The organism is Sulfurivermis fontis (genome assembly GCF_004001245.1).
Lineage (GTDB): Bacteria > Pseudomonadota > Gammaproteobacteria > Thiohalomonadales > Thiohalomonadaceae > Sulfurivermis > Sulfurivermis fontis.
In genome coordinates, this window is record NZ_AP018724.1 from 2003873 (window position 1) to 2024120 (window position 20248).

General features: G+C 64.8%; 19 protein-coding genes. 8 read left to right on the plus strand and 11 right to left on the minus strand.

The features are described from left to right. Nucleotides 1-49 precede the first annotated feature (49 nt). From EP379_RS10135 to folE2, 8 genes are all read left to right on the plus strand, one after another. Nucleotides 50-5062, plus strand: a complete 5013-nt coding sequence (locus tag EP379_RS10135; RefSeq protein WP_127477697.1) for a tetratricopeptide repeat protein — start codon at nt 50-52, stop codon at nt 5060-5062. A 26-nt stretch (nt 5063-5088) separates the two neighbouring features. Then, nucleotides 5089-5640, plus strand: a complete 552-nt coding sequence (locus EP379_RS10140) for a tetratricopeptide repeat protein (RefSeq protein ID WP_127477698.1) — start codon at nt 5089-5091, stop codon at nt 5638-5640. Nucleotides 5641-5671: 31 nt separating this feature from the next. Further along, nucleotides 5672-6214, plus strand: a complete 543-nt coding sequence (locus tag EP379_RS10145) for a tetratricopeptide repeat protein (protein WP_127477699.1) — start codon at nt 5672-5674, stop codon at nt 6212-6214. A gap of 71 nt (nt 6215-6285) precedes the next feature. Further along, nucleotides 6286-6534 (plus strand): exodeoxyribonuclease VII small subunit, encoded by a 249-nt coding sequence (locus EP379_RS10150; protein WP_127477700.1) that lies wholly within the window; start codon nt 6286-6288, stop codon nt 6532-6534. 6 nt (nt 6535-6540) lie between these two features. Continuing rightward, nucleotides 6541-7431: a (2E,6E)-farnesyl diphosphate synthase gene (ispA, locus tag EP379_RS10155; protein WP_127477701.1), complete on the plus strand. Its 891-nt coding sequence runs from the start codon at nt 6541-6543 to the stop codon at nt 7429-7431. Nucleotides 7432-7486: 55 nt separating this feature from the next. Then, on the plus strand, nt 7487-9388 hold the full coding sequence (dxs, locus tag EP379_RS10160; RefSeq protein ID WP_127477702.1) for a 1-deoxy-D-xylulose-5-phosphate synthase: 1902 nt from the start codon (nt 7487-7489) through the stop codon (nt 9386-9388). A 26-nt stretch (nt 9389-9414) separates the two neighbouring features. Beyond that, complete coding sequence (queD, locus tag EP379_RS10165) at nt 9415-9789, plus strand: 6-carboxytetrahydropterin synthase QueD (RefSeq protein ID WP_127477703.1); 375 nt, start codon at nt 9415-9417, stop codon at nt 9787-9789. A 2-nt stretch (nt 9790-9791) separates the two neighbouring features. Continuing rightward, complete coding sequence (gene folE2 / locus EP379_RS10170) at nt 9792-10592, plus strand: GTP cyclohydrolase FolE2 (RefSeq protein WP_127477704.1); 801 nt, start codon at nt 9792-9794, stop codon at nt 10590-10592. A gap of 48 nt (nt 10593-10640) precedes the next feature. Here folE2 and EP379_RS10175 read toward each other — a convergent pair whose 3' ends face one another. The 11 genes from EP379_RS10175 to EP379_RS10225 all read right to left on the minus strand — a co-directional run bounded on the left by EP379_RS10175 (nt 10641) and on the right by EP379_RS10225 (nt 20143). Next, nucleotides 10641-11279, minus strand: coding sequence for a retropepsin-like aspartic protease family protein (locus EP379_RS10175; protein WP_127477705.1), 639 nt, complete (start codon nt 11277-11279; stop codon nt 10641-10643). A 52-nt stretch (nt 11280-11331) separates the two neighbouring features. Next, nucleotides 11332-11808: a phosphatidylglycerophosphatase A family protein gene (locus EP379_RS10180; RefSeq protein ID WP_127477706.1), complete on the minus strand. Its 477-nt coding sequence runs from the start codon at nt 11806-11808 to the stop codon at nt 11332-11334. A 4-nt stretch (nt 11809-11812) separates the two neighbouring features. After that, entirely contained in the window at nt 11813-12784 is a 972-nt protein-coding gene (gene thiL / locus EP379_RS10185) for a thiamine-phosphate kinase (RefSeq protein ID WP_338055792.1), read from the minus strand. Nucleotides 12785-12871: 87 nt separating this feature from the next. Further along, the gene (gene nusB, locus EP379_RS10190) at nt 12872-13297 is read right to left on the minus strand and encodes a transcription antitermination factor NusB (RefSeq protein WP_127477707.1); all 426 of its coding nucleotides are present in this window, start codon (nt 13295-13297) and stop codon (nt 12872-12874) included. Between the two features lie 2 nt (nt 13298-13299). Then, nucleotides 13300-13773, minus strand: coding sequence for a 6,7-dimethyl-8-ribityllumazine synthase (gene ribH, locus EP379_RS10195; RefSeq protein ID WP_127477708.1), 474 nt, complete (start codon nt 13771-13773; stop codon nt 13300-13302). An 89-nt stretch (nt 13774-13862) separates the two neighbouring features. Continuing rightward, nucleotides 13863-14975: a bifunctional 3,4-dihydroxy-2-butanone-4-phosphate synthase/GTP cyclohydrolase II gene (gene ribBA / locus EP379_RS10200; protein ID WP_127477709.1), complete on the minus strand. Its 1113-nt coding sequence runs from the start codon at nt 14973-14975 to the stop codon at nt 13863-13865. Nucleotides 14976-15026: 51 nt separating this feature from the next. After that, nucleotides 15027-15686, minus strand: coding sequence for a riboflavin synthase (locus EP379_RS10205; protein ID WP_127477710.1), 660 nt, complete (start codon nt 15684-15686; stop codon nt 15027-15029). A gap of 3 nt (nt 15687-15689) precedes the next feature. Beyond that, nucleotides 15690-16808 carry a bifunctional diaminohydroxyphosphoribosylaminopyrimidine deaminase/5-amino-6-(5-phosphoribosylamino)uracil reductase RibD gene (ribD, locus tag EP379_RS10210; protein ID WP_127477711.1) on the minus strand — a complete coding sequence of 373 codons (1119 nt, stop codon included), beginning with the start codon at nt 16806-16808 and terminating at the stop codon, nt 15690-15692. Between the two features lie 146 nt (nt 16809-16954). After that, nucleotides 16955-17461: a transcriptional regulator NrdR gene (nrdR, locus tag EP379_RS10215; protein WP_127477712.1), complete on the minus strand. Its 507-nt coding sequence runs from the start codon at nt 17459-17461 to the stop codon at nt 16955-16957. Nucleotides 17462-17528: 67 nt separating this feature from the next. Further along, entirely contained in the window at nt 17529-18785 is a 1257-nt protein-coding gene (gene glyA / locus EP379_RS10220; RefSeq protein WP_127477713.1) for a serine hydroxymethyltransferase, read from the minus strand. A gap of 437 nt (nt 18786-19222) precedes the next feature. Further along, nucleotides 19223-20143: a hypothetical protein gene (locus EP379_RS10225; protein ID WP_127477714.1), complete on the minus strand. Its 921-nt coding sequence runs from the start codon at nt 20141-20143 to the stop codon at nt 19223-19225. Between the last annotated feature and the right edge of the window lie 105 nt (nt 20144-20248).

Here is a 20248-nt window from a genome sequence, read left to right on the forward strand (position 1 = left end):
TACAGGGTTCCCGTGCCGAACGGGAACCGGCAGCTACCGGACCATCGCCATGTACAATGCCCCCCGCCTGCGCCATTTCCTGTTCGGCGCCCTGCTCGCCCTCGGCAGCGCCCACGCCGACATCACCCTCGACGCCCAGATCGTCTCCGACGAGAAGGAACGCCTCATCGGCTATGTCACGGCCATCGCCGCCGGCGACAACGGCAGCTTCTATACCGCCGACAGCCGTGACGGTCTGCTGGTGCACTTCGCCGCGGAGGGACGCAGCGCCGTGGCCCTCGCCGGCAAGGAGCACGCCTTTTCCTCCAGCCGGGTGCGCGGCCTGGTGCGCCTCGGCCGCGACCGTTTCGCCGTGGCCAACGAGGGTGACGGCAAGGTCGCCATCATCGACGGCAAGGGCTCGGTAATCCAGAAATTCGGCGACAGCGGCAATGCCGAGGGCCGCCTCGGCGGCCCCGCGGGTCTGGCCTGGTCGCAGAATCGCCGCCTCTACGTGGCGGACAAGGGTGCCAACCGCATCAGCGTATTCGGCCCCGACGGCGTCTACATCCGTACCCTCGGCGGCCAGGAAGGGGCCCGGCTGGACACTCCGGAACAGGTCTATGTGGATCACCGCGAGCGGGTCTACGTCTTCGAGCGGCGCAACCGCGGCACCCTGAGCGTGTTCGCCCACGACGGCGCCCTGCTGCACCGCACCGATGGTGACACCCTCGGCAAGGCCGCCAAGGCCTCCCTGCGTCTGACCACCCTCGCGGTGGACCCGGTCACCGGCTATGTCTACCTGGGCGACAGCGAGAACGGACGTATCTACATGTACGACTGGGAGAGCGGCGCCCTGCAGTCCGGTTTCGGCACCAAAGGCCGCCAGCGCGGCCAGTTCGCCGACATTTCCGCCCTGGCACTGCTGACCGATGGCCGTCTGGCGGTGGCCGACAATGAAAACAAGAAGATAGAGATCTACCGCCTGCCGCCCAGCGACCGCACGCCGCTGCCACGGCTGCACCTGCCCACCATCACCCAGGCCGGCCACCTCACCCTGGAATGCGACCTCGCCTACCACGCCGCAGACGGCAAACACTGGTGCCTGAGCCGCCGTAGCGGCGGTGTCCTGCGCGACGGCGACGGTAACACCCTGCTCACCCTGCAGGACACCCTGGACAAACCCCGGGCCGCCAGCTTCGGCAGCGACCGCATCGCCCTCATCGACGACAGCAAACTGAAGATCTTCGCCCCGGACGGCAGCCTGCTGTTCACCTCCGGCGACAACCGCGCCCCGGCCAGCGACCCCTTCGGCACCGGCGGCGGCCAGTTCGACGCCTCCACCGACGGCAAATTCGATCGCCCCGCCGACGTCTACCTGCGCGGCGAGCGCATCTACGTCATCGACAGTTCCAACCGCCGTCTGCAAATCTTCTCCCACGACGGCCTGTACCTGGACAAGATCGCCAACCCCAAGTCGCGTCCCTGGCTGTTCGAGGAGCCGGTGACGGTGGCGGTGGACTCCCGCGGCACCCTCTATGTCGGCGATCAGGCACTCAAGCAGGTGCTGATCTTCGGCCGCAACAAGCAGCTCATCGGCCAGATCGACGGCGGTGAACTACCGGGCGAGAAGTTCAGCGAGATATTCGACCTGGAGGTCGACGCCGACGACAACCTGTATGTCCTGTGCGCCACGCCCAACAACGCATCAACCGTCCAGGTCTACCGCAACCGCCAGCTGGCCTTCACCTTCGGCGCCCGCTCCGCCGATGCCAGCGGCTTTGACGCCCCGGTCAACCTGACCCTGCCACCCAGCGCGCAGCGCGTCGTCTCCCTCTATGACCGCGCGCGCAAACAACTCATCGATTTCAACTACCAGCAGGTACCGCCGGCAGTGGCCGACATCGCCGTCAGCGGCGGCACCCAACACAGCGAGCTGCGCTGGGGCGCCCTACGCAGCAGCTACATCACCGCCTACCGCGTGTACGGCGCCGCCACCCAGGAAGGCCCCTATCGCCTGATCACCGAGGTGCAGGAACCGCGAGCCCAACTGGAACACAACGGCCACCCCCACAGCCTGTACTACCGCATTGCGGCCGTCAGCGGCTTCGGCGTGGAAGGCCCCGCCTCCGAGCCGGTGCTGGACCTGTTCCAGGCCGGCTACGGCCACTATCAGGCCAAGGCCTGGGCCGAGGCCGAGACCGCCTTCCGCCGCCAGCACGAGGAACATGCCAGCCACGCCGAAACCAACAAATACCTCGGTCTGACCCTGATGGAGCAGCAGCAGTACGCTGCCGCACGCCCGTACTTCGAGCTCCTCGCCCAGCAACCCGGCCACGAGGCCGAGGGTGCCCGTCTGTTGGTCGACGCCTGGCGCGCCGCCGGGGACGATGTCGCGGCCAAGGGCGTGATAGACCGCGTGCTGGCCCGCGGTACTGCCACCCCGGAACTGCGCCTGCTGTGCGGCGAGCTTAGTCTTGCTCTCAACGACGCCATCGGCGCGGTGCAATGCCTGGAAGAGGCACTCAAGCAGGACGGCAACAACGTCCAGGCCCGCCTGTTGATGGCCGATGCCTACATCCGCCTCGGCATCACCGAACAGGGGCAGGCCGAACTGGCCTTGGCACGGGAGCTGGCGCCGGAGAATCCGCTGGTCTGGCGCCGCAGCGCGCAGATCCAGCAGCGCCTCGGCTCCCACGCCGCAGCCATCGAGTTCTATACCAAGACCCTGGAGCTGGCGCCGGACGACCTGGACAGCCGCCTCGCCCTGGCGCGCAGCCACCGCGCCCTGGGCCAGCACGATCAGGTGCGCAACATCGCCCTCGCCCTCACCGGCCATGCCGAGACGGAAGGCGACGGTCACTACCTGCTCGGCACCCTCGCCCTGGAGGAGAAGAAATACGGTGAGGCCCTGCTGGCCCTGACCAAGGCCACCCGCGCCGCGCCGCACCACGCCGCCGCCTGGCTGGCCCTGGCCGACGCCTACGTTCCGATGAAGCAGGAGCAGATGATTCCTGCCGCACTGGAAAAGGCCATGCAGGCCGACGCCAACTCCTTCGATGCCGCCTGGCGCCTGGGCCAATACCAGCACCAGCACGGCCAGTACGCCGCCGCGGCCGCACCGCTGGCCCACGCCGTGGCCCTGCAACCCGACAATTACGACGCCAACTACCTGCTGGCCGATACCCTGCTGCGCCAAGGGGAACTGAAGGAAGCCTTCCAGCACGCCAGCGAGGCGGCGCGACTGTCCCCGGCCCGGGCCGAACCCCTGGCCCTGCTCGGTGCGATCTCGGCACGTCAGGGCAAGAATGGCGCCGCCATCAATTATCTCAAGCAGGCCCTCGCCAAACAGGCCAACGACCTCGACCTGCTGCTGCAACTCGGCGCCCTGTACGTGGACAACAACATGTTCGATCAGGCGCGCACCACCCTGGACAAGGCCGCCCTGGTCGATACCACCCGTGCCGAACCCCACGTCCTGCTTGGCAAGTTGTACATGAAGCGACGCCTGTTCGACGAGGCCATTGCAGCCCTGGACAAGGCCGTCACCCTCAATCCGTCCGACGACAACCGCCTGCTGCTCGACACCGCCTATGCCGAGAAGAACAAGGCGCTGGAGTTCAAATCCAACGCGCCGCAGATCGTGCTCAAGGACTTGCAGTTGCAGCCGGTGTTCACCGCCACCTACAAGCAGTACGCCAACGAACCCATCGGCACCATCCGCGTGCACAACACCAGCGGCATCGACTACGGCAACCTCAAGCTGACCTTCGACATCAAGGGCTACATGGACTTCCCCACCGCGAAGGATATCCCGGAGCTGAAGGCCAACAGCATCATCGACGTGCCGCTGCACGCCTCCTTCAACAACCGGGTGCTGGAGATCGACGAAGACACCGGCGTGCAGGTGGAGGTGGCGCTCAAGTTCGTGCGTGACGGCCGCGACGACGCCATCACCCTGACCCAGCCGATGACCCTGTACGGCAAGAATGCCATCCTGTGGGCGCGCAGCCACATGGCCGGCGCCTTCGTCACCCCGCGTGACGACACCCTGCGCGACTTCGTGCGCCAGGCCATCAACGAGAATCGTCCGGAGGCCGGGCCGCTGAATGCCCATCTGGTCACGGCGATGACCCTGTTCGACGTGCTCTCCGCCCACGGCATCAAGTACGTCACCGACCCCAACAGCCCCTATGCCAAGCTGGCGGCGGATCAGGTCGACTACGTGCAGTTTGCGCGCGAAACCCTCAAGCTGAAGAGCGGCGACTGCGACGATCTTTCCGTGCTGCTGGCCGCCGCGCTGGAAAACCTCGGTATCGAAACCGCCCTGCTCGATATCCCCGGCCACCTGCTGCTGATGTTCAACACCGGCCTGCCGGCGGAGGATGCGGACATTATCAGCCTGCAGGACGACCTGCTCGCCATCCGCGACGGCCAGGTGTGGATCCCCGTCGAGGCCACCATGATCGCCACCTCCTTCGCCGAGGCCTGGGCGGAAGGCGCTCGCAAGTACCGCGACAACCTCGCCGCCGGCAAGCTGAAGGTAATCCCGCTGCACCGCGCCTGGGAAGAATACGTCCCGGTCACCCTCAAGCAGGCCGATTACCGTATCGCCGTGCCGGCGCAGGAACGCGTCGCGCCGCTGGTACAGCGCGAATACAACCTGCTGCTGGAAAAGAGCCTCGACCGCCTGGTGCGCCCCTACCGCGCCATGCTCGCCACCAAGCCGGCCAACGAGCGCGCACTGACCCAGATCGCCATCATCTACGCCCGCAACGGCCTGTACGACAAGGCCTTCCAGGCATTCGACGAACTGCTGCGCAAAAATCCCGACAGCAGCGCCGCCTACAACAACCGTGGCAACATCTACTTTGCCCGCGGCGAATTCGACCGCGCGCTGCAAAGCTACAGCCAGGCCGAACTCATCGACGGCAGCGACGCCGGCATCAAGGTCAACCTGGCGATGACCCACTACAAGCTGGGCCGCCTCGATCAGGCCAAGGAAAAATATGCCGAGGCGCTGGCTTTGAACGGCGACATGAAAAACCGCTACGGCGAGTTCGCCCGCCTGCTGGCGAATTGATAGCCACCTACAAGTGAGGATGTGACATGAACAAGATCATCGCGATCATGCTGCTGGCGGTGCTGACGACGGCTATCGCCAGTGCCGAGACGCCCGCTCGGCCCGCCGCCGGCGAAACCAAGACCCAGCCGGAAAGCCGCTTTAAAGGTGCCGTATTCGATGCCCTGCGCAACCTGAGCGCCATGCTGCCGAAGCAGAACGGCCGCAACGCCGACCCGCGCCAGAGTGCCACCATGGGCATCCGCGGCGCCGAAACCACCACCACCCTGATCACGCCCTACTGGAAGGACGATCGCAGCGAAGACCCCGCCTTTCAGGCCGAGGTGCAGAGCTACGGTGCGGCGCAGCAGCTGCTCGAAGAGGGCAAGCTGAAGGAGGCCGAGGCCGCCTTCGGCAGCTTCATCCAGGCGCATGGCAACAGCGACCTGCTGCCCAATGCCCGCTTCGGCCAGGCCCTGGCCCTCGCCGCACTGGGTGACGGCAAAAAGAGCAAGGCGGCGATGGAGGCGTTCCTCAAGGATTACCCGCAGCATCCCCTCGCCGCCGATGCACAAAAGGTGGCCGCCGAGCTGAAGTGATCATGCGGCGCCGATCGGCGGCGGGCATCGCATGAAGCGCATGGCCGTCATTGTTCTGCTGTCCCTGCTGGCCAGCGATGTATTGGCTGAAACAGCCCCGCAGGCCGCCGTTGCCGGCCCATCAAAATCAGCGGGGCCCCGTTTCCAGGGTGTGCTGTTCGACGCCCTGCGCCACCTCAGCGCCCTGCTGCCGAAGCAGCACCGCAGCAGCGGCGATCCGACGCAGATCATGGCCCTGGGCATCCGCGAGCGACGCAGTCCCTCCAGCGAGCCCGGTCTTGGCGAAGATATGGCGGAAGACCTTGCCCGACAGCGTGTAATGCGGAACTACACCAGCGCACAGCGGCTGCTGGAAGAGGGCCAGCTGGAGGCAGCAGAGGCCGCCTTTGCCACCTTCGTGCAGAACCATGCGGACAGCGATCTCCTGCCCAACGCACGCTTTGGCCAGGCCCTGGCCATGGCCGCCCGGGGCGACGCCCAGCGCGGCAAGGCGGCGATGGAGGCCTTTGCCCACGACTACCCGCAACATCCGCTGGCAGGTGACGCCCGCAGGGTTGCCGCCGCGCTGCAGTAGTCTCCTGCCGGATGGTTTGCTTCCTCCTCCTGCGTGGGGTAACGTAGCCGCCCATCAACGGGGTACCGCACGTGGCCAAGAAGAGCACATCAAACAACGACACCTTCGATTTCGAGCAGGCACTGGCCGAGCTGGAGCAACTGGTCGAACGGATGGAGCAGGGCGATCTTTCCCTGGAACAGTCCCTCAAGGATTTCGAGCGCGGTATCGCGCTCACCCGCGCCTGCCAGACTGCGCTGAAGGAAGCGGAGCAAAAGGTGCAGATCCTCACCAGCCAGGGCGGCCAGGAGGAACTGGAGCCCTTCGCCGGCGACGAGTAAGCCCCGATGGACCTGCAACACTTGCTGCGGGCCCACGCCGCCCGCGCCGAGGCCGCGCTGCAACAACGCCTGCCGCCCGCTGACGAACTCCCTGCCCACCTGCATGCCGCCATGCGCTATGCCGCGCTGGATGGCGGCAAGCGCGTGCGCCCGGTGCTGGTCTACACCACCGGCGGGGTGCTCGGCGTCCCGCTGGAGCAACTGGACGGCCCGGCCTGTGCGGTGGAACTGATCCATGCCTACTCGCTGGTGCACGACGACCTGCCGGCCATGGACGACGACGACCTGCGCCGCGGCAAGCCCACCTGCCACAGGGCTTTTGATGAGGCCACCGCCATCCTCGCCGGCGACGCCCTGCAGACCCTCGCCTTCCAGGTGCTGGCGGAAGACCCGGCCATGACCGCCGAACCCGCCCAGCGCCTCGCCATGGTGCGCGAGCTGGCCCTCGCCTCCGGCTCGCGCGGCATGGCCGGCGGCCAGGCCATCGACATGGCCGCCACCGGCGGCGCGCTGACCCTGCCCGAACTGCAGCGGATGCACAGCCTCAAGACCGGCGCCCTGATCCGCGCTGCCGTGCGCCTTGGCGCCCTCAGCCGTCCCGGCCTCGCCCCGGCGCTGTTCGCCGCCCTGGACGACTACGCCGCCGCCATCGGCCTCGCCTTCCAGATCCGCGACGACATCCTCGACGTCGAGAGCAGCACCGAGCAGCTGGGCAAGCGCCAGGGCGCCGATCAGGCCCTGGCCAAGAGCACCTACGTCGCCCTGCTCGGCCTCGACGGCGCCAAGGCCAAGGCCCGTGAAGTTCATGCCGCCGCCCGCGCCGCGCTCGCCCCGCTGGGGCAGGACGCGGAGCCGCTGGCGACCATTGCCGACTTCATCGTCGAACGGGTCAGTTGACCCGCGGCGCCCGGCGTTCCATCATTAGCGGCTTTCCCGCCGCCCCAGGACCGTAATGCCCAGCTCGCGCGCCTATCCGCTGCTAGAACAGGTCGACACGCCGGAACAGCTCCGCCAGCTCGACCTCGCCCAGCTCAGACAGCTGGCGGACGAGTTGCGCGACTACATGATCCGCTCGGTCAGCCACACCGGCGGCCACCTGTCCGCCGGCCTCGGCACGGTGGAGCTGACCATTGCCCTGCATTACGTCTACGACACCCCCAACGACCGGCTGGTGTGGGACGTGGGCCACCAGAGTTATCCGCACAAAATCCTCACCGGCCGCCGCCGGCGTTTCCACACCCTGCGCCAGAAGAACGGTCTGTCCGGCTTCCCGCGCCGTGAGGAAAGCCCCTACGACACCTTCGGCGTCGGCCATTCCAGCACCTCCATCAGCGCCGCCCTCGGCATGGCCCTGGCCGCCCGGCGCGAGGCCGCCAACCGCAAGGTGGTGGCCGTCATCGGCGACGGCGCGATGACCGCCGGCATGGCCTTCGAGGCGCTGAACCATGCCGGCGACCTGGACGCCGACCTGCTGGTGGTGCTGAACGACAACGACATGTCCATCTCGCCCAACGTCGGCGGGCTGTCCAACTACCTCGGCCGCATCCTCTCCGGCAAGCTCTACTCCACCATGCGCGAGGGCTCCAAGAAGGTGCTCAAGACCATGCCCTCGCCGGTATGGGAACTGGCACGGCGCATGGAGGAGCACGCCAAGGGCATGGTGGTGCCCGGCACCCTGTTCGAGGAGCTGGGCTTCAACTACGCCGGCCCCATCGACGGCCACGACATCGAGCAGATGATCAAGGCCCTGCGGAACCTGCGCGCCCTGTCCGGCCCGCAGTTCCTGCACATCGTCACCCGCAAGGGCAAGGGCTTCGCCCCGGCGGAGGAGAACCCCTGCGCCTACCACGGCGTCACCGCCTTCGATCCCGCCACCGGTACCATGCGTGCCGCCAAACGCGCCACACCCACCTATACCGAGGTGTTCGGCCAGTGGCTGTGCGACATGGCCGGCCATGACGAGCGCCTCATCGGCATCACCCCGGCCATGCGCGAAGGCTCCGGCATGGTGGAGTTCTCGCAGCAGTTCCCGGACCGCTACTTCGACGTCGGCATCGCCGAGCAGCACGCCGTCACCCTGGCCGCCGGCCTGGCCTGCGAAGGCCTCAAGCCGGTAGTAGCCATTTACTCCACCTTTCTGCAGCGGGCCTACGACCAGCTCATCCACGACGTGGCCCTGCAGAACCTGCCGGTGCTGTTCGCCATCGACCGCGGCGGCTTGGTCGGCCCGGACGGCGCCACCCATGCCGGCAGCTTCGATCTCAGCTTCCTGCGCTGCATCCCCAACATGCTGCTGATGGCGCCGGGCGACGAGAACGAATGCCGCCAGATGCTCAGCACCGGCTTCCGCCACAACGGCCCGGCGGCCGTGCGCTACCCGCGCGGCGGCGGCCTCGGCACCGCCATCGACCCGGCGCTGACCACCCTGCCCATCGGCAAGGGCGAGCTGCGCCGCACGGGCAAGGACGTCGCCATCCTCGCCTTCGGCGCCCCGCTGGGCGCCGCCCTGACAGCGGCGGACATGCTGGACGCCACCGTGGCCAACATGCGCTTCATCCGCCCGCTGGACGCCGAACTGGTGCTGCAACTGGCCGCAAGCCACAAACTGCTGGTAACGGTGGAAGACAATGCCGTGCTGGGCGGTGCCGGCAGCGCGGTGAACGAATGCCTGGCGGCACACGGCATACAGGTGGCAGTGCTGAATCTGGGACTGCCCGATCGATTCCTGGAACAGGCCAGCCGCGAGGAACTGCTGGCGGATTGCGGGCTGGATGCCGATGGTATACTGCGGGCGATTCAGACGCGCCTGTCGGGAACGCTTGCCATCCCCCCCGCCGCTGATGTAAATTCTTAGAAAATCACTCAACTATTAAAAAGACCATGTATATCCTCAAGGTCGTCACCGACTTTGCCTCCGCCCATTCCCTGCGGGATTACCCCGGGGACTGCTGCCGGCTGCATGGTCATAACTGGAAGGTGGAAGTGGAAGTGCAGGCCAACGCCCTGGATGAGCTCGGCATGGTACTGGATTTCAAGACGATCCGTCAGGCCGCCCGCAAGGTGGGCGACGAGCTGGACCATCGTTACCTGAATGAAATCCCGCCCTTCGATCGCCTCAATCCGACGGCGGAAAACATCGCCGCGCATTTCTTCCGCCGCCTGACCGAAGAGCTCAACGACACCCGCGCCAAGGTTCACGCCGTCACCCTGTGGGAAACCGAACGCGCCTGTGTCCGCTACACAGAGGAAACCTGAGCATGACCCATGCCTGCGAGACCATCGCCGACGTCCAAAGCAGTGAGGATACGCGCCGCATTCCCATCAACAAGGTCGGCATCAAGGACATCCGCCACCCGATGCGCATCCAGGAACGCAGCGGTGGCGAACAGCACACCGTCGCCAACTTCAACATGTACGTGAACCTGCCGCACAACTTCAAGGGCACGCACATGTCCCGCTTCGTGGAGATACTGAACCGCCACGAGCGCGAGATATCGGTGAAGACCTTCAAGGAAATGCTCAAGGAGATGGTGCAGATCCTCGAGGCCGAGGCCGGCCATATCGAGATGTCCTTCCCCTACTTCGTCAACAAGGCCGCCCCGGTATCCGGCGTGCAGAGCCTGATGGACTACGAGGTCACCTTCATCGGCGAGATCAGCAACGGCGAGCCGGTGCTGACCCTCAAGGTCGTCGTGCCGGTCACCAGCCTGTGCCCCTGCTCCAAGAAGATTTCCGATCGTGGTGCCCACAACCAGCGCTCCCACGTCACCGTGGCGGCACGCCTGCGAGGCTTCATGTGGATTGAGGACATCATCGACCTGGTGGAAAAGCAGGCCTCCTGCGAACTGTACGGCCTGCTCAAGCGCCCGGACGAAAAGTTTGTCACCGAACGCGCCTACGACAATCCCAAGTTCGTGGAAGACATGGTGCGTGACGTGGCCGTGCAGCTGAACCGCGACGAGCGCATCGAGGCCTATGTGGTTGAATCGGAGAATTTCGAGTCCATCCACAACCACTCCGCCTACGCGCTGATCGAGAAGGACAAAACCAAGAAATAGTTCCCAGTTTGAGTTTCTTGTTTCAAAACCTGGAACTCGAAACTTATTTCAGTATTTCTCCCGCAGCACCATCGCCTCGTTCTCGCGCCGCATCTCCAGGCGGTTGAGGAAGGACTGGCCGAGCAACACATCCGACGGCTGCGTCCCCTCGAATACCACGGCAGTCACCTGGCGCAGGGTGATGCCGCCGAGCTGTACCCGGTCGAGGGTGACACGAAATACCGGCACCACATCCGAGGCGGTACTGGCCATGCCACGCTCACCGCGCACGCGGTAATCGATACCGAGACGACGCGCCTGCCTTGCATTCATGGCGATGTGGGTGGCTCCGGTGTCCACCAGAAAATCCACCGTCTGGCCGTTGATGCTGCCCGGCATGCGGTACATGCCGCGGGTGTCGGGCCAGACATGGACCTCGGCGCGCGGCGGCGCCTGATAGCTGCCGCTGATATGGCCGCCCAGGGCCATGCGCTGTTCCTTGCCGTCGATCTCCAGCAACGCGCTCTCGCTATCCGCCGCCAGCAGTTTCACCCCCTCCGGGCTGGTATCTCCGACCTTGAGCACCCGCCGCGCCCCGTCGATCTCCAGTACGGCGCGGCCGCTGAACAATCCGACCACCGACACCTGGTCCACCGCCAAGACAGGCAACGACAGCAGTAACAGCAACACCAGCAACGGGTATTTCATAACCGCCTCCCGCGACGACCCGACAGGATGGGCCTGCCTCACTTTGCCCATCCTACGCACTTGCCAACAGCGCCACACCCTGCAACACCAGCCAGGCCAGCGCACCGGCCAGGATATCGTCCAGCATGATGCCAAGACCGTCGTGCACATGACGATCGATCCAGCGTATCGGCCAGGGCTTGAGGATATCGAACAGGCGAAACAACACAAAACCGAGCAGCAGCCACTGCCAGCCGGAGGGCGCGGCGGTCATGGTGATGAAATAACCCACCACCTCGTCCCACACGATGGCCGGATGATCGTGTTCGCCCAGGGCCTCTGCCGTGTAGTCGCACAACCAGACGCCGAGGAAGGCGGCGGCCATCACCAGCGCCAGATACGGCGCCAGCGCCAGATCGCTGCACAGCCAGTACAGCGGCACCGCCGCCAGCGTGCCGAAGGTTCCCGGCGCCTTGGGCGCGAGTCCGCTGCCGAAACCGAAGGACAGCAGGTGGGCCAGGTTGCGCAGCATCTTTACGTTGGGACGCATGATGTCAGCCGAAGTGATCGAAGCCGTGGGGCAAGTCTTGCAGCAACGCACCGTCGGCCTGCACCAAACGCAGACCCGCTTCCGCTTCAATGCGGCCGATACAATGACAGCTGCATTCCAGTGTGGCGCACACCAGCTCCGCTGCATCACGCCGTGCCGGCGGCACGGTAAAACACAGCTCATAGTCGTCGCCGGACGCAAGCGCATAACGCCAGCGTTCCGCGGCCTCCGGCAGTACATGCTGCATCGCCGGCGAGCAAGGCAACTGCGCCAGTTCCAGCCTTGCGCCCACACCGCTGCGTTCAAGAATATGGCCGAGATCGGCGGCGAGGCCGTCGGAGATATCGATGGCGGCGGAGGCGATACCGCGCAACGCCAGTCCCGCCGCGACACGCGGCTCGGGACGGTCCAGCCGCGCACGCAAATAGTCGGCATGTGCCGCAGCAGTACTGCGTTGCCCCAAGGCGAGTTCAAGCCCGAGTCCGGCATCACCCGGCGTGCCGGTGACATAAATGAGATCGCCAGCCTTGGCGCCGTCACGACGCAGGGCCTGCCCTTGGGGAACGAAACCGTGCAACTGCAGGGAAATCACGCGCGGCCCGCGCACGGTATCGCCACCGACCAGTTGCACGCGAAAACGCCGCGCAAGGGAGAACAGGCCATCGGCGAAGCCCTGCAGCCACCCCTCATCGGCCTCGGGCAGACTGAGCGCCAGCGTCGCCCAGGCCGGCTCGGCCCCCATGGCGGCGAGATCACTCAGCCCCACGGCCAGCGCCTTGTGTCCCAACGCCGCCGCATCGGTGCCTTGGGGATAGTGGCGTCCTTCCACCAGCGCATCGATGGACACCGCCAGTTCCATGCCGGCAGGCACGCGCAGCAGGGCGCAGTCGTCGCCCACCCCGAGGACAACGTCATCGCGCCGCACGCCGCGTGCGGTGAAATAACGTTCGATGAGGTTGAACTCGGACAGGCTCATGGGAAAGTCCGGTGTATGGTGCGGCGGAACTCAGACACCTGCCACGGTGATGAATTGGTGGGCCGCTGCGCTTTGCCCACCTTACATCTAGCGCGCCTTGACTTCCACCGCGCGCACCTGGCGCGCCACCTTGTCCAGCACGCTGTTGACGTATTTGTGGCCCTGTTCGCCACCGAACATCTTGGCCAGTTCCACCGCCTCGTTGATGACCACACGGTAGGGCGTGTCGAGATGGAACTTCAGTTCATAGCAGCCCATGCGCAGGATGGCGCGCTCCACCGGGTCCACCTGCGGCAGCGGCCGATCGAGCAGCGGCGTAAGCAGGCCGTCGAGCTCGTCCAGACGGGCCGGCACCTCGTGCAGCAGCTCATGGAAAAACTCCAGATCGGCCTTGCCCATTTCGCGTTCTTCCAGGAACTGGGTTTCAATCTCGCCCAGATTCTGCGCGGTGAGCTGCCATTGATAGAGTGCCTGCACCGCCCGCTGGCGGGCACGGCTGCGCGCCTTGCTCATGGTTACTGCATCTGTCCCAGCAGGTTCACCATCTCGATGGCTGACAACGCCGCCTCGGCCCCCTTGTTGCCTGCCTTGGTGCCGGCGCGCTCGATGGCCTGATCGATGGTATCCACCGTGAGCACGCCGAAGGCCACCGGCACGCTGTGCTGCATCATCACCGCGGCCAGCCCCTTGGTGCATTCGCCGGCCACGTATTCGAAGTGCGGGGTACCGCCGCGGATCACCGCACCGAGGGCGATGATGGCGTCGTACTTGCCGGCCTGGGCCATGCGCTGCGCGGCCAGCGGGATTTCGAAGGCGCCGGGAACGCGGACGATCTCGATGTTCTTGTCCACCGCACCATGACGACGCAGGGTATCGAGCGCGCCTTCCAGCAGGCTTTCGACGATGAAACTGTTGAAGCGGCCCACCACGATGCCGAAGCGGGCATTGTTGATCACCATGCTGCCTTCGTAAGTCTTGATCTCGCTCATGATGCATTCCTTGTTGCTGGTTAATTATGTTCTTGTCTCGCCCCGCGCAGGGCTGGTCGTGTTCGCGGCAGGCAGCCCCTGGTCCGCGCCTACTCCTGCGCTATGTATTCCACCACTTCCAGCCCGAAGCCCGGCAGGCCATGCATGCGCTTGGGCGAACTCATCACCCGCATGCGGCGCACGCCGAGGTCGAGCAGGATCTGCGCGCCGATACCGTAGGTGCGCAGGTCCGCCCCCTTGCCCTCGCGCGGCAGGCTGACACCCTCGTCCTCCAACTGGTAGTCCTTGATGTGGCGCAGCAACTCGTCAGCGCTTTCCTGCTGCCGCAGCACGATGGCTATACCGCTGCCCTGCCTGGCAATGTACTCCAGGGCACTGTGCAAGGGCCAGCCACAGTCACTGCGCTGGTTGGCGAACAGGTCACACAGGGTGTTCTGCATGTGTACGCGCACCAGCGTCGGCTGTTCGGCAGAAATGTCACCCTTGACCAGGGCCAGGTGCATCTCGCGCTCGATGAGGTCGCGGTAGGCCACCAGCTTGAACTCGCCGAAGGCGGTAGGCAGTTTACACACCGCCACGCGCTCCACCGTCGGCTCGTTCTGCAGGCGGTACTGGATCAGATCGGCAATGGTACCCATCTTGAGACCGTGCTGCTGGGCGAAGATCTCCAGGTCGGGGCGGCGCGCCATGGTGCCGTCCTCATTGAGAATCTCGACGATCACCGCCGCCGGCTCCAGCCCGGCGAGGCGGGTCAGGTCGCAACCGGCCTCCGTGTGGCCGGCACGGGTCAGCACACCCCCCGGACGGGCCATCAGCGGGAAGATGTGCCCCGGCTGCACGATGTCCGCCGGCCCGGCATTGGGCGCCACTGCCGTGCGCACGGTGTGGGCCCGGTCATAGGCGGAGATACCAGTGGTCACACCATGCGCTGCCTCGATGGACAGCGTGAAGGCAGTACCGTGCTTTTCGTTGTTGTTGCTCACCATCAAGGGCAGGCGCAACTGCTCGCAGCGCTCCTTGGTGAGGGTAAGGCAGATCAGGCCGCGGCCGTAACGGGCCATGAAGTTGATGTCCTCGGGACGCACCAGCGAAGCAGCCATGATCAGATCGCCTTCGTTTTCGCGGTCCTCGTCGTCCATCAGGACCACCATCTTGCCGTGGCGGATATCCTCGATGATTTCTTCTGTCGTATTCAGTGCCATTGTCGTATTCAGTCCGGTGCTCGTTACTCAGATCGCGCTCTGCTGGCGCTGTTATTTCAGAAAGCCATACTGGGCGAGAAATTCCATGGTCATGCCGCGTGTCGGCGCTTCCGCTGCCCGCTCACCGAGCAGCAGACGCTCCAGATAACGGGCGATGACGTCCACTTCGAGATTCACGCGCCGCCCCGGCGCGAAATCGGCCAGGGTGGTTTCCTGCAAGGTGTGGGGCACGATATTCAGTTCGAACTCGGCGCCGTGCACAGCATTTACCGTCAGACTGACGCCGTCGATGGTGATGGACCCCTTGGCGGCGATGTAGCGGGCCAGTTCGGCCGGCGCCTTGAGACGAAAACGCACCGAACGGCCGTCGCTGCCGCGGCTCACCACCTCCCCCACACCGTCGACGTGGCCGCTCACCAGGTGGCCGCCGAGGCGCGAGGTCGGCAGCAGCGCCTTTTCCAGATTGACGCGACTGCCCACGCGCAATTCGGCAAAGCTGGTATGCGCCAGGGTCTCGCCGGAGACGTCGGCCCAGAAACCGTCGCCCGGCAGTTCCACCACCGTCAGGCAGACACCGTTGACGGCGATGCTGTCGCCGAGTTGCACATCGCCCAGGTCCAGCGCGCCGCTGCGGATGCGCAGGCGGTAATCGACACCCTGATGCTGCAGGGCGGCAACCTCGCCGATGGCCTGGATGATGCCGGTGAACATGATTTATGCGTTCGCCTTCTGCTCAATCTTGGCGGTGATACGCCAGTCCCGCCCCACCGCACGCAGGTCGGTGATGTTCAGTTCGATGCGCTGCGCCATACGCTCCATGCCGGGCAGACGGAACAGGCCGCGCGCGGCATCGCCCATCAAGAGCGGCGCCATATAGATGACCAGCTCATCGATGAGTCCCGCCTGCAGCATGGCGCCACTCAAGGTCGCACCGGTCTCCACCAGCACCTCATTTACTTGGCGCTCGGCCAGCAGACGCAGAGTTCCCTCCAGATCGACACGATCCAGGCCCTGGGGCAGGTACACCACCTCGGCACCGGCCCGTTCCAACCGCTGCCGCGCCGTCGTCTCGTTACAGGCCGTGATCACCAGCACACCGCCCGGCTGCTGCAACAGACGCGAACTCTCCGGCATGGACAGGCGCGGGTCCAGCACCACACGCAGCGGCTGCCGCTCACGCCCGCCCGGCAAGGGAAAGCGCACCGTCAGATTGGGATCATCGGCCAGCACGGTGCCGATACCGGTGATGATGGCACAGCTGCGTGCGCGCAGGCGCTGCACGTCTTCGCGTGCCTCACTGCCGGTAATCCATTTGCTCTCGCCCGAGGCCATCGCCGTGCGCCCGTCCAGGCTCATCGCCAGTTTGCAGCGCACATAGGGCCGCTCGTCACGCATGCGACGGATGAAGCCGGGATTGAGCGCCTCGGCCTGTACGTGCATCAGACCGGAGGCCACCGCGATACCAGCCTCGTGCAGACGCCGCAACCCGTTGCCGGCCACCAGCGGATTGGGATCCTCCATCGCCGCGACCACACGACTCACACCGGCGTTCAGCAGTGCATCGGCGCAGGGCGGCGTGCGGCCATGATGGCTGCACGGCTCCAGCGTCACGTAGGCGGTGGCGCCACGTGCGCGCTCGCCCGCCTCTGCCAGGGCATGCACCTCGGCATGAGGACCGCCGGCGAACTCGTGCCAGCCCTCACCCACCACCGTATCATCCTTGACGATGACACAGCCGACACGCGGATTCGGCGTGGTGGTATACAGGCCGCGCTCGGCCAGTTGCAGGGCACGGGCCATATAGGCGTGATCGGCAGCGGAAAACTCAGACATCCGGTTACCCTAAGAAAAACCGTTTAATCCGCAGATGAACGCCAATGGGCGCGAATCCAGGCATAGGAGCAGGGCCATCACATCGATCCGCCCGCCGGGCATGAACATTCGCGTATATTTGCGTTCATTCGCGGACTGATTAGGTTCTACTCCTTTTCGCCATCGAGCAGCGTGAGCTGGCTGCGCTTCACCTGTGCCGGCGGCTCGTTCTGCAGGCGCTCGATCTCTTCACGAAAGGCATTCACATCCTGGAAGCGGCGATACACCGAGGCAAAGCGCACGTAGGCCACCTCGTCCAGTTCGCGCAGCTCCTCCATCACCCACTCCCCTACCAGGCGCGTCGGCAGCTCGCGCTCGCCGCTGCTGCGCAGGCGGTGCAGGATGCGGCTGATGGCCGCCTCGATGGCCTCGGTGCCCACCGGACGCTTTTCCAACGCGCGCAGGAAGCCGGCACGCAGTTTGTCCTCGTTGAACGGCTCGCGTGCTCCGCTCTGCTTCACCATGCGCGGCATCACCAGCTCGGCGATCTCGAAGGTGGTGAAACGCTCGCCGCAGGTCAGGCATTCGCGCCGACGCCGCACGGCATCGCCGTCATTGGCCAGACGCGAGTCGATGACCTTGGTATCGGGGGCGTCGCAGAAGGGGCAGCGCATCGTTGAGTTCCAAGTGGCAAGTTACAAGTTGCAAGTTATTTTCTTGCCACTTGTCACTTGATACTTGTTACTTGCCGTATACAGGCAACCGCTTGCACACATCCAGCACCTTGGCCTTCACCTGTGCGATCACGGCGGCGTCGCCGCGCGCATCGATCACATCACAAATCCAGCCCGCCAGTTCGGTGGCCTCGGCTTCCTTGAAACCGCGGGTGGTGATCGCCGGGGTGCCGATGCGGATACCGCTGGTGACAAAGGGCGACTGCGGGTCATTGGGTACGGAATTCTTGTTCACGGTGATGTAGGCACTGCCCAGCCAGGCATCGACGTCCTTGCCGGTCAGGCCCTGCTTGATGAAGCTGACCAGGAACAGGTGGTTGTCGGTACCACCGGACACCACGTCGAAACCGCGCGCCAGAAAGACCTTGGCCATGGCGCGGGCGTTGACCACCACCTGCTGCTGGTAGGCCTTGAACTCCGGTTGCAGCGCCTCCTTGAAGGCCACCGCCTTGGCGGCGATGACGTGCATCAGCGGACCACCTTGGATACCGGGGAACACCAGCGAGTTGAGCTTCTTCTCCAGGTCCGGGTTGGACTTGGCCAGGATGATGCCGCCGCGCGGGCCGCGCAGGGTCTTGTGAGTGGTGGTGGTGGTGACGTCGGCGATCTGCACCGGGTTGGGATACACACCGGCGGCGACCAGTCCTGCCACATGCGCCATGTCCACGAACAGATAGGCACCCACCTTGTCGGCGATGGCGCGGAAGCGCTGCCAATCCACCACGCGGGAATAGGCGGAAAAGCCGGCAACGATCATCTTCGGCTTGTGCTCCAGGGCCAGGGCCCCGACCTGGTCGTAATCGATCTCGCCGGTCTTCTCGTTCAGCCCGTACTGCACGGAATGATAAATCTTGCCGGAGAAATTGACCTTGGCGCCGTGGGTCAGGTGGCCGCCGTGGGCCAGCGACATGCCCAGTACGGTGTCGCCCGGCTCCAGCAGCGCCATGTACACGGCGGCATTGGCCTGGGAACCGGAGTGGGGCTGCACGTTGGCGTAATCGGCGCCGAACAGCTGCTTGGCGCGGTCGATGGCCAGCTGCTCGGCCACGTCGACGTATTCACAGCCACCGTAGTAGCGCTTGCCGGGATAGCCTTCGGCGTACTTGTTGGTCAGGGAGGAGCCCTGGGCCTCCATCACGCGCGGGCTGGCATAGTTCTCGGAGGCGATGAGTTCGATGTGCTCTTCCTGACGCACCCGCTCCTGCTCCATCGCGTTCCACAGTTCGTCGTCAAACCCGGCAATGTGCATCTGCTTGGTAAACATCCGGCATCCCCTGGCAAAATCGGTAGAAGAATCAGAAATATGCACGCCGGCCCATGCACCGGCGGAAAGGGTACGCATATTACCCGATCCGGGCCGATATTGCATGGTATGCCCCGGAGAGGCGCCGCCGGCCACCCCGCCCCCGGAAATGAAAAAGCCCCGCCGAAGCGGGGCCTTGCAATGAATACCTGTCCGATGGTCAGCTTCCCTGGGCCCTGACGGGCTTCTCTTTCTCTCCTCCCCCCTTTCCGGGTTGTATTTGTCCGCCTACTCCGACGGATTGGGGAAGCTCTGAATAAGTTCAGAGCTTCCGCGGCACAGGAATGTGCCGCCATTTTCCAACGACGATAAGTCGTTGGAAAATGAAGCCAAGCGAAAATCACGCTTTTCGCTTGGCGTGGTCTGAGAAGTCCAGGATGGACTTATTCAGACCTTCCTTAGAACAGCGCCTCCTTGTAGGTATCATCCGCCACCTCGGTCAAGGCATTCTTGATCGCATCCGGGCTCTTCATGATGTTCATGAAGCTGTTGTCACCCATCATGGACAGGTCCGGGAAATTGATGGCGATACGGAAGCGGGCATACAGCGAGTACACCTTGCGATCGGAGACCAGGATTTCATAGGGCAGATGCGCGGTCGAGCGCAGCGGCTTGAAGTCGATTTCGCTCATGATGAAGGACTCGTCCATGTCCTTCTTCTTGTCATTGGGCGCCTTCATCGACACACCGAACACCACCTCGTCCTTGCCCGGGATATCGATACGGTACACCTGGGTCACGCCGGCCGTTCCCTTGGCCAGGCGCTCCGCGACCGCCTTCACCGCCTTCTCATGGCTCGGATACATGGCGTGGGTGGACGGTTCATCGAAATACTCCATGCCGAACATGTAGTGGTACTTGCGCAGCTGCTTCGGGGTCAGACCCTCGGCGGGACCGAACTCCTCCTGCTTGCCCAGCACCTGCGCCAACTGCGCGCTGACATCGGCCAGATCGCCTGCCATGCGATAGGCATGGGCCATGTAGGTGGGATTGGTATAGGCCACCTGCAATTCACCGTTGACGTCGGTCACCGATACGCGCTGCGCGGCACCATAACCACCGAACTCGGATTTGGCTGCCGTCTGCTTCAGCTGTTCATTGGTCACGGCGATGATGGTTGCAGTATCGTAGGGACGGTAGCTGCCCACCACCTCGAAACCGCCGGCGGTCAGCTTCTGCTGCACCTCGGCCGCCACCGCCGCCATGTCGCCCTTGGTCTTGTAGGCCAGAACGAACGGCTTCAGCTTGTCTTCCGCCTGCGCGGACACCGCCAGGGCCAGCAGCCCCAGCACGATTACCATCTGCTTGATGCTCTTCATGACTCCCTCTCCAATATTTTTATATTCGCTACAAAAAATACGGGGCAGCAAGTCGGTAAACCTGCTGCCCCGCAACCATCGTCCTAACTATGCAGTCCTCCAACC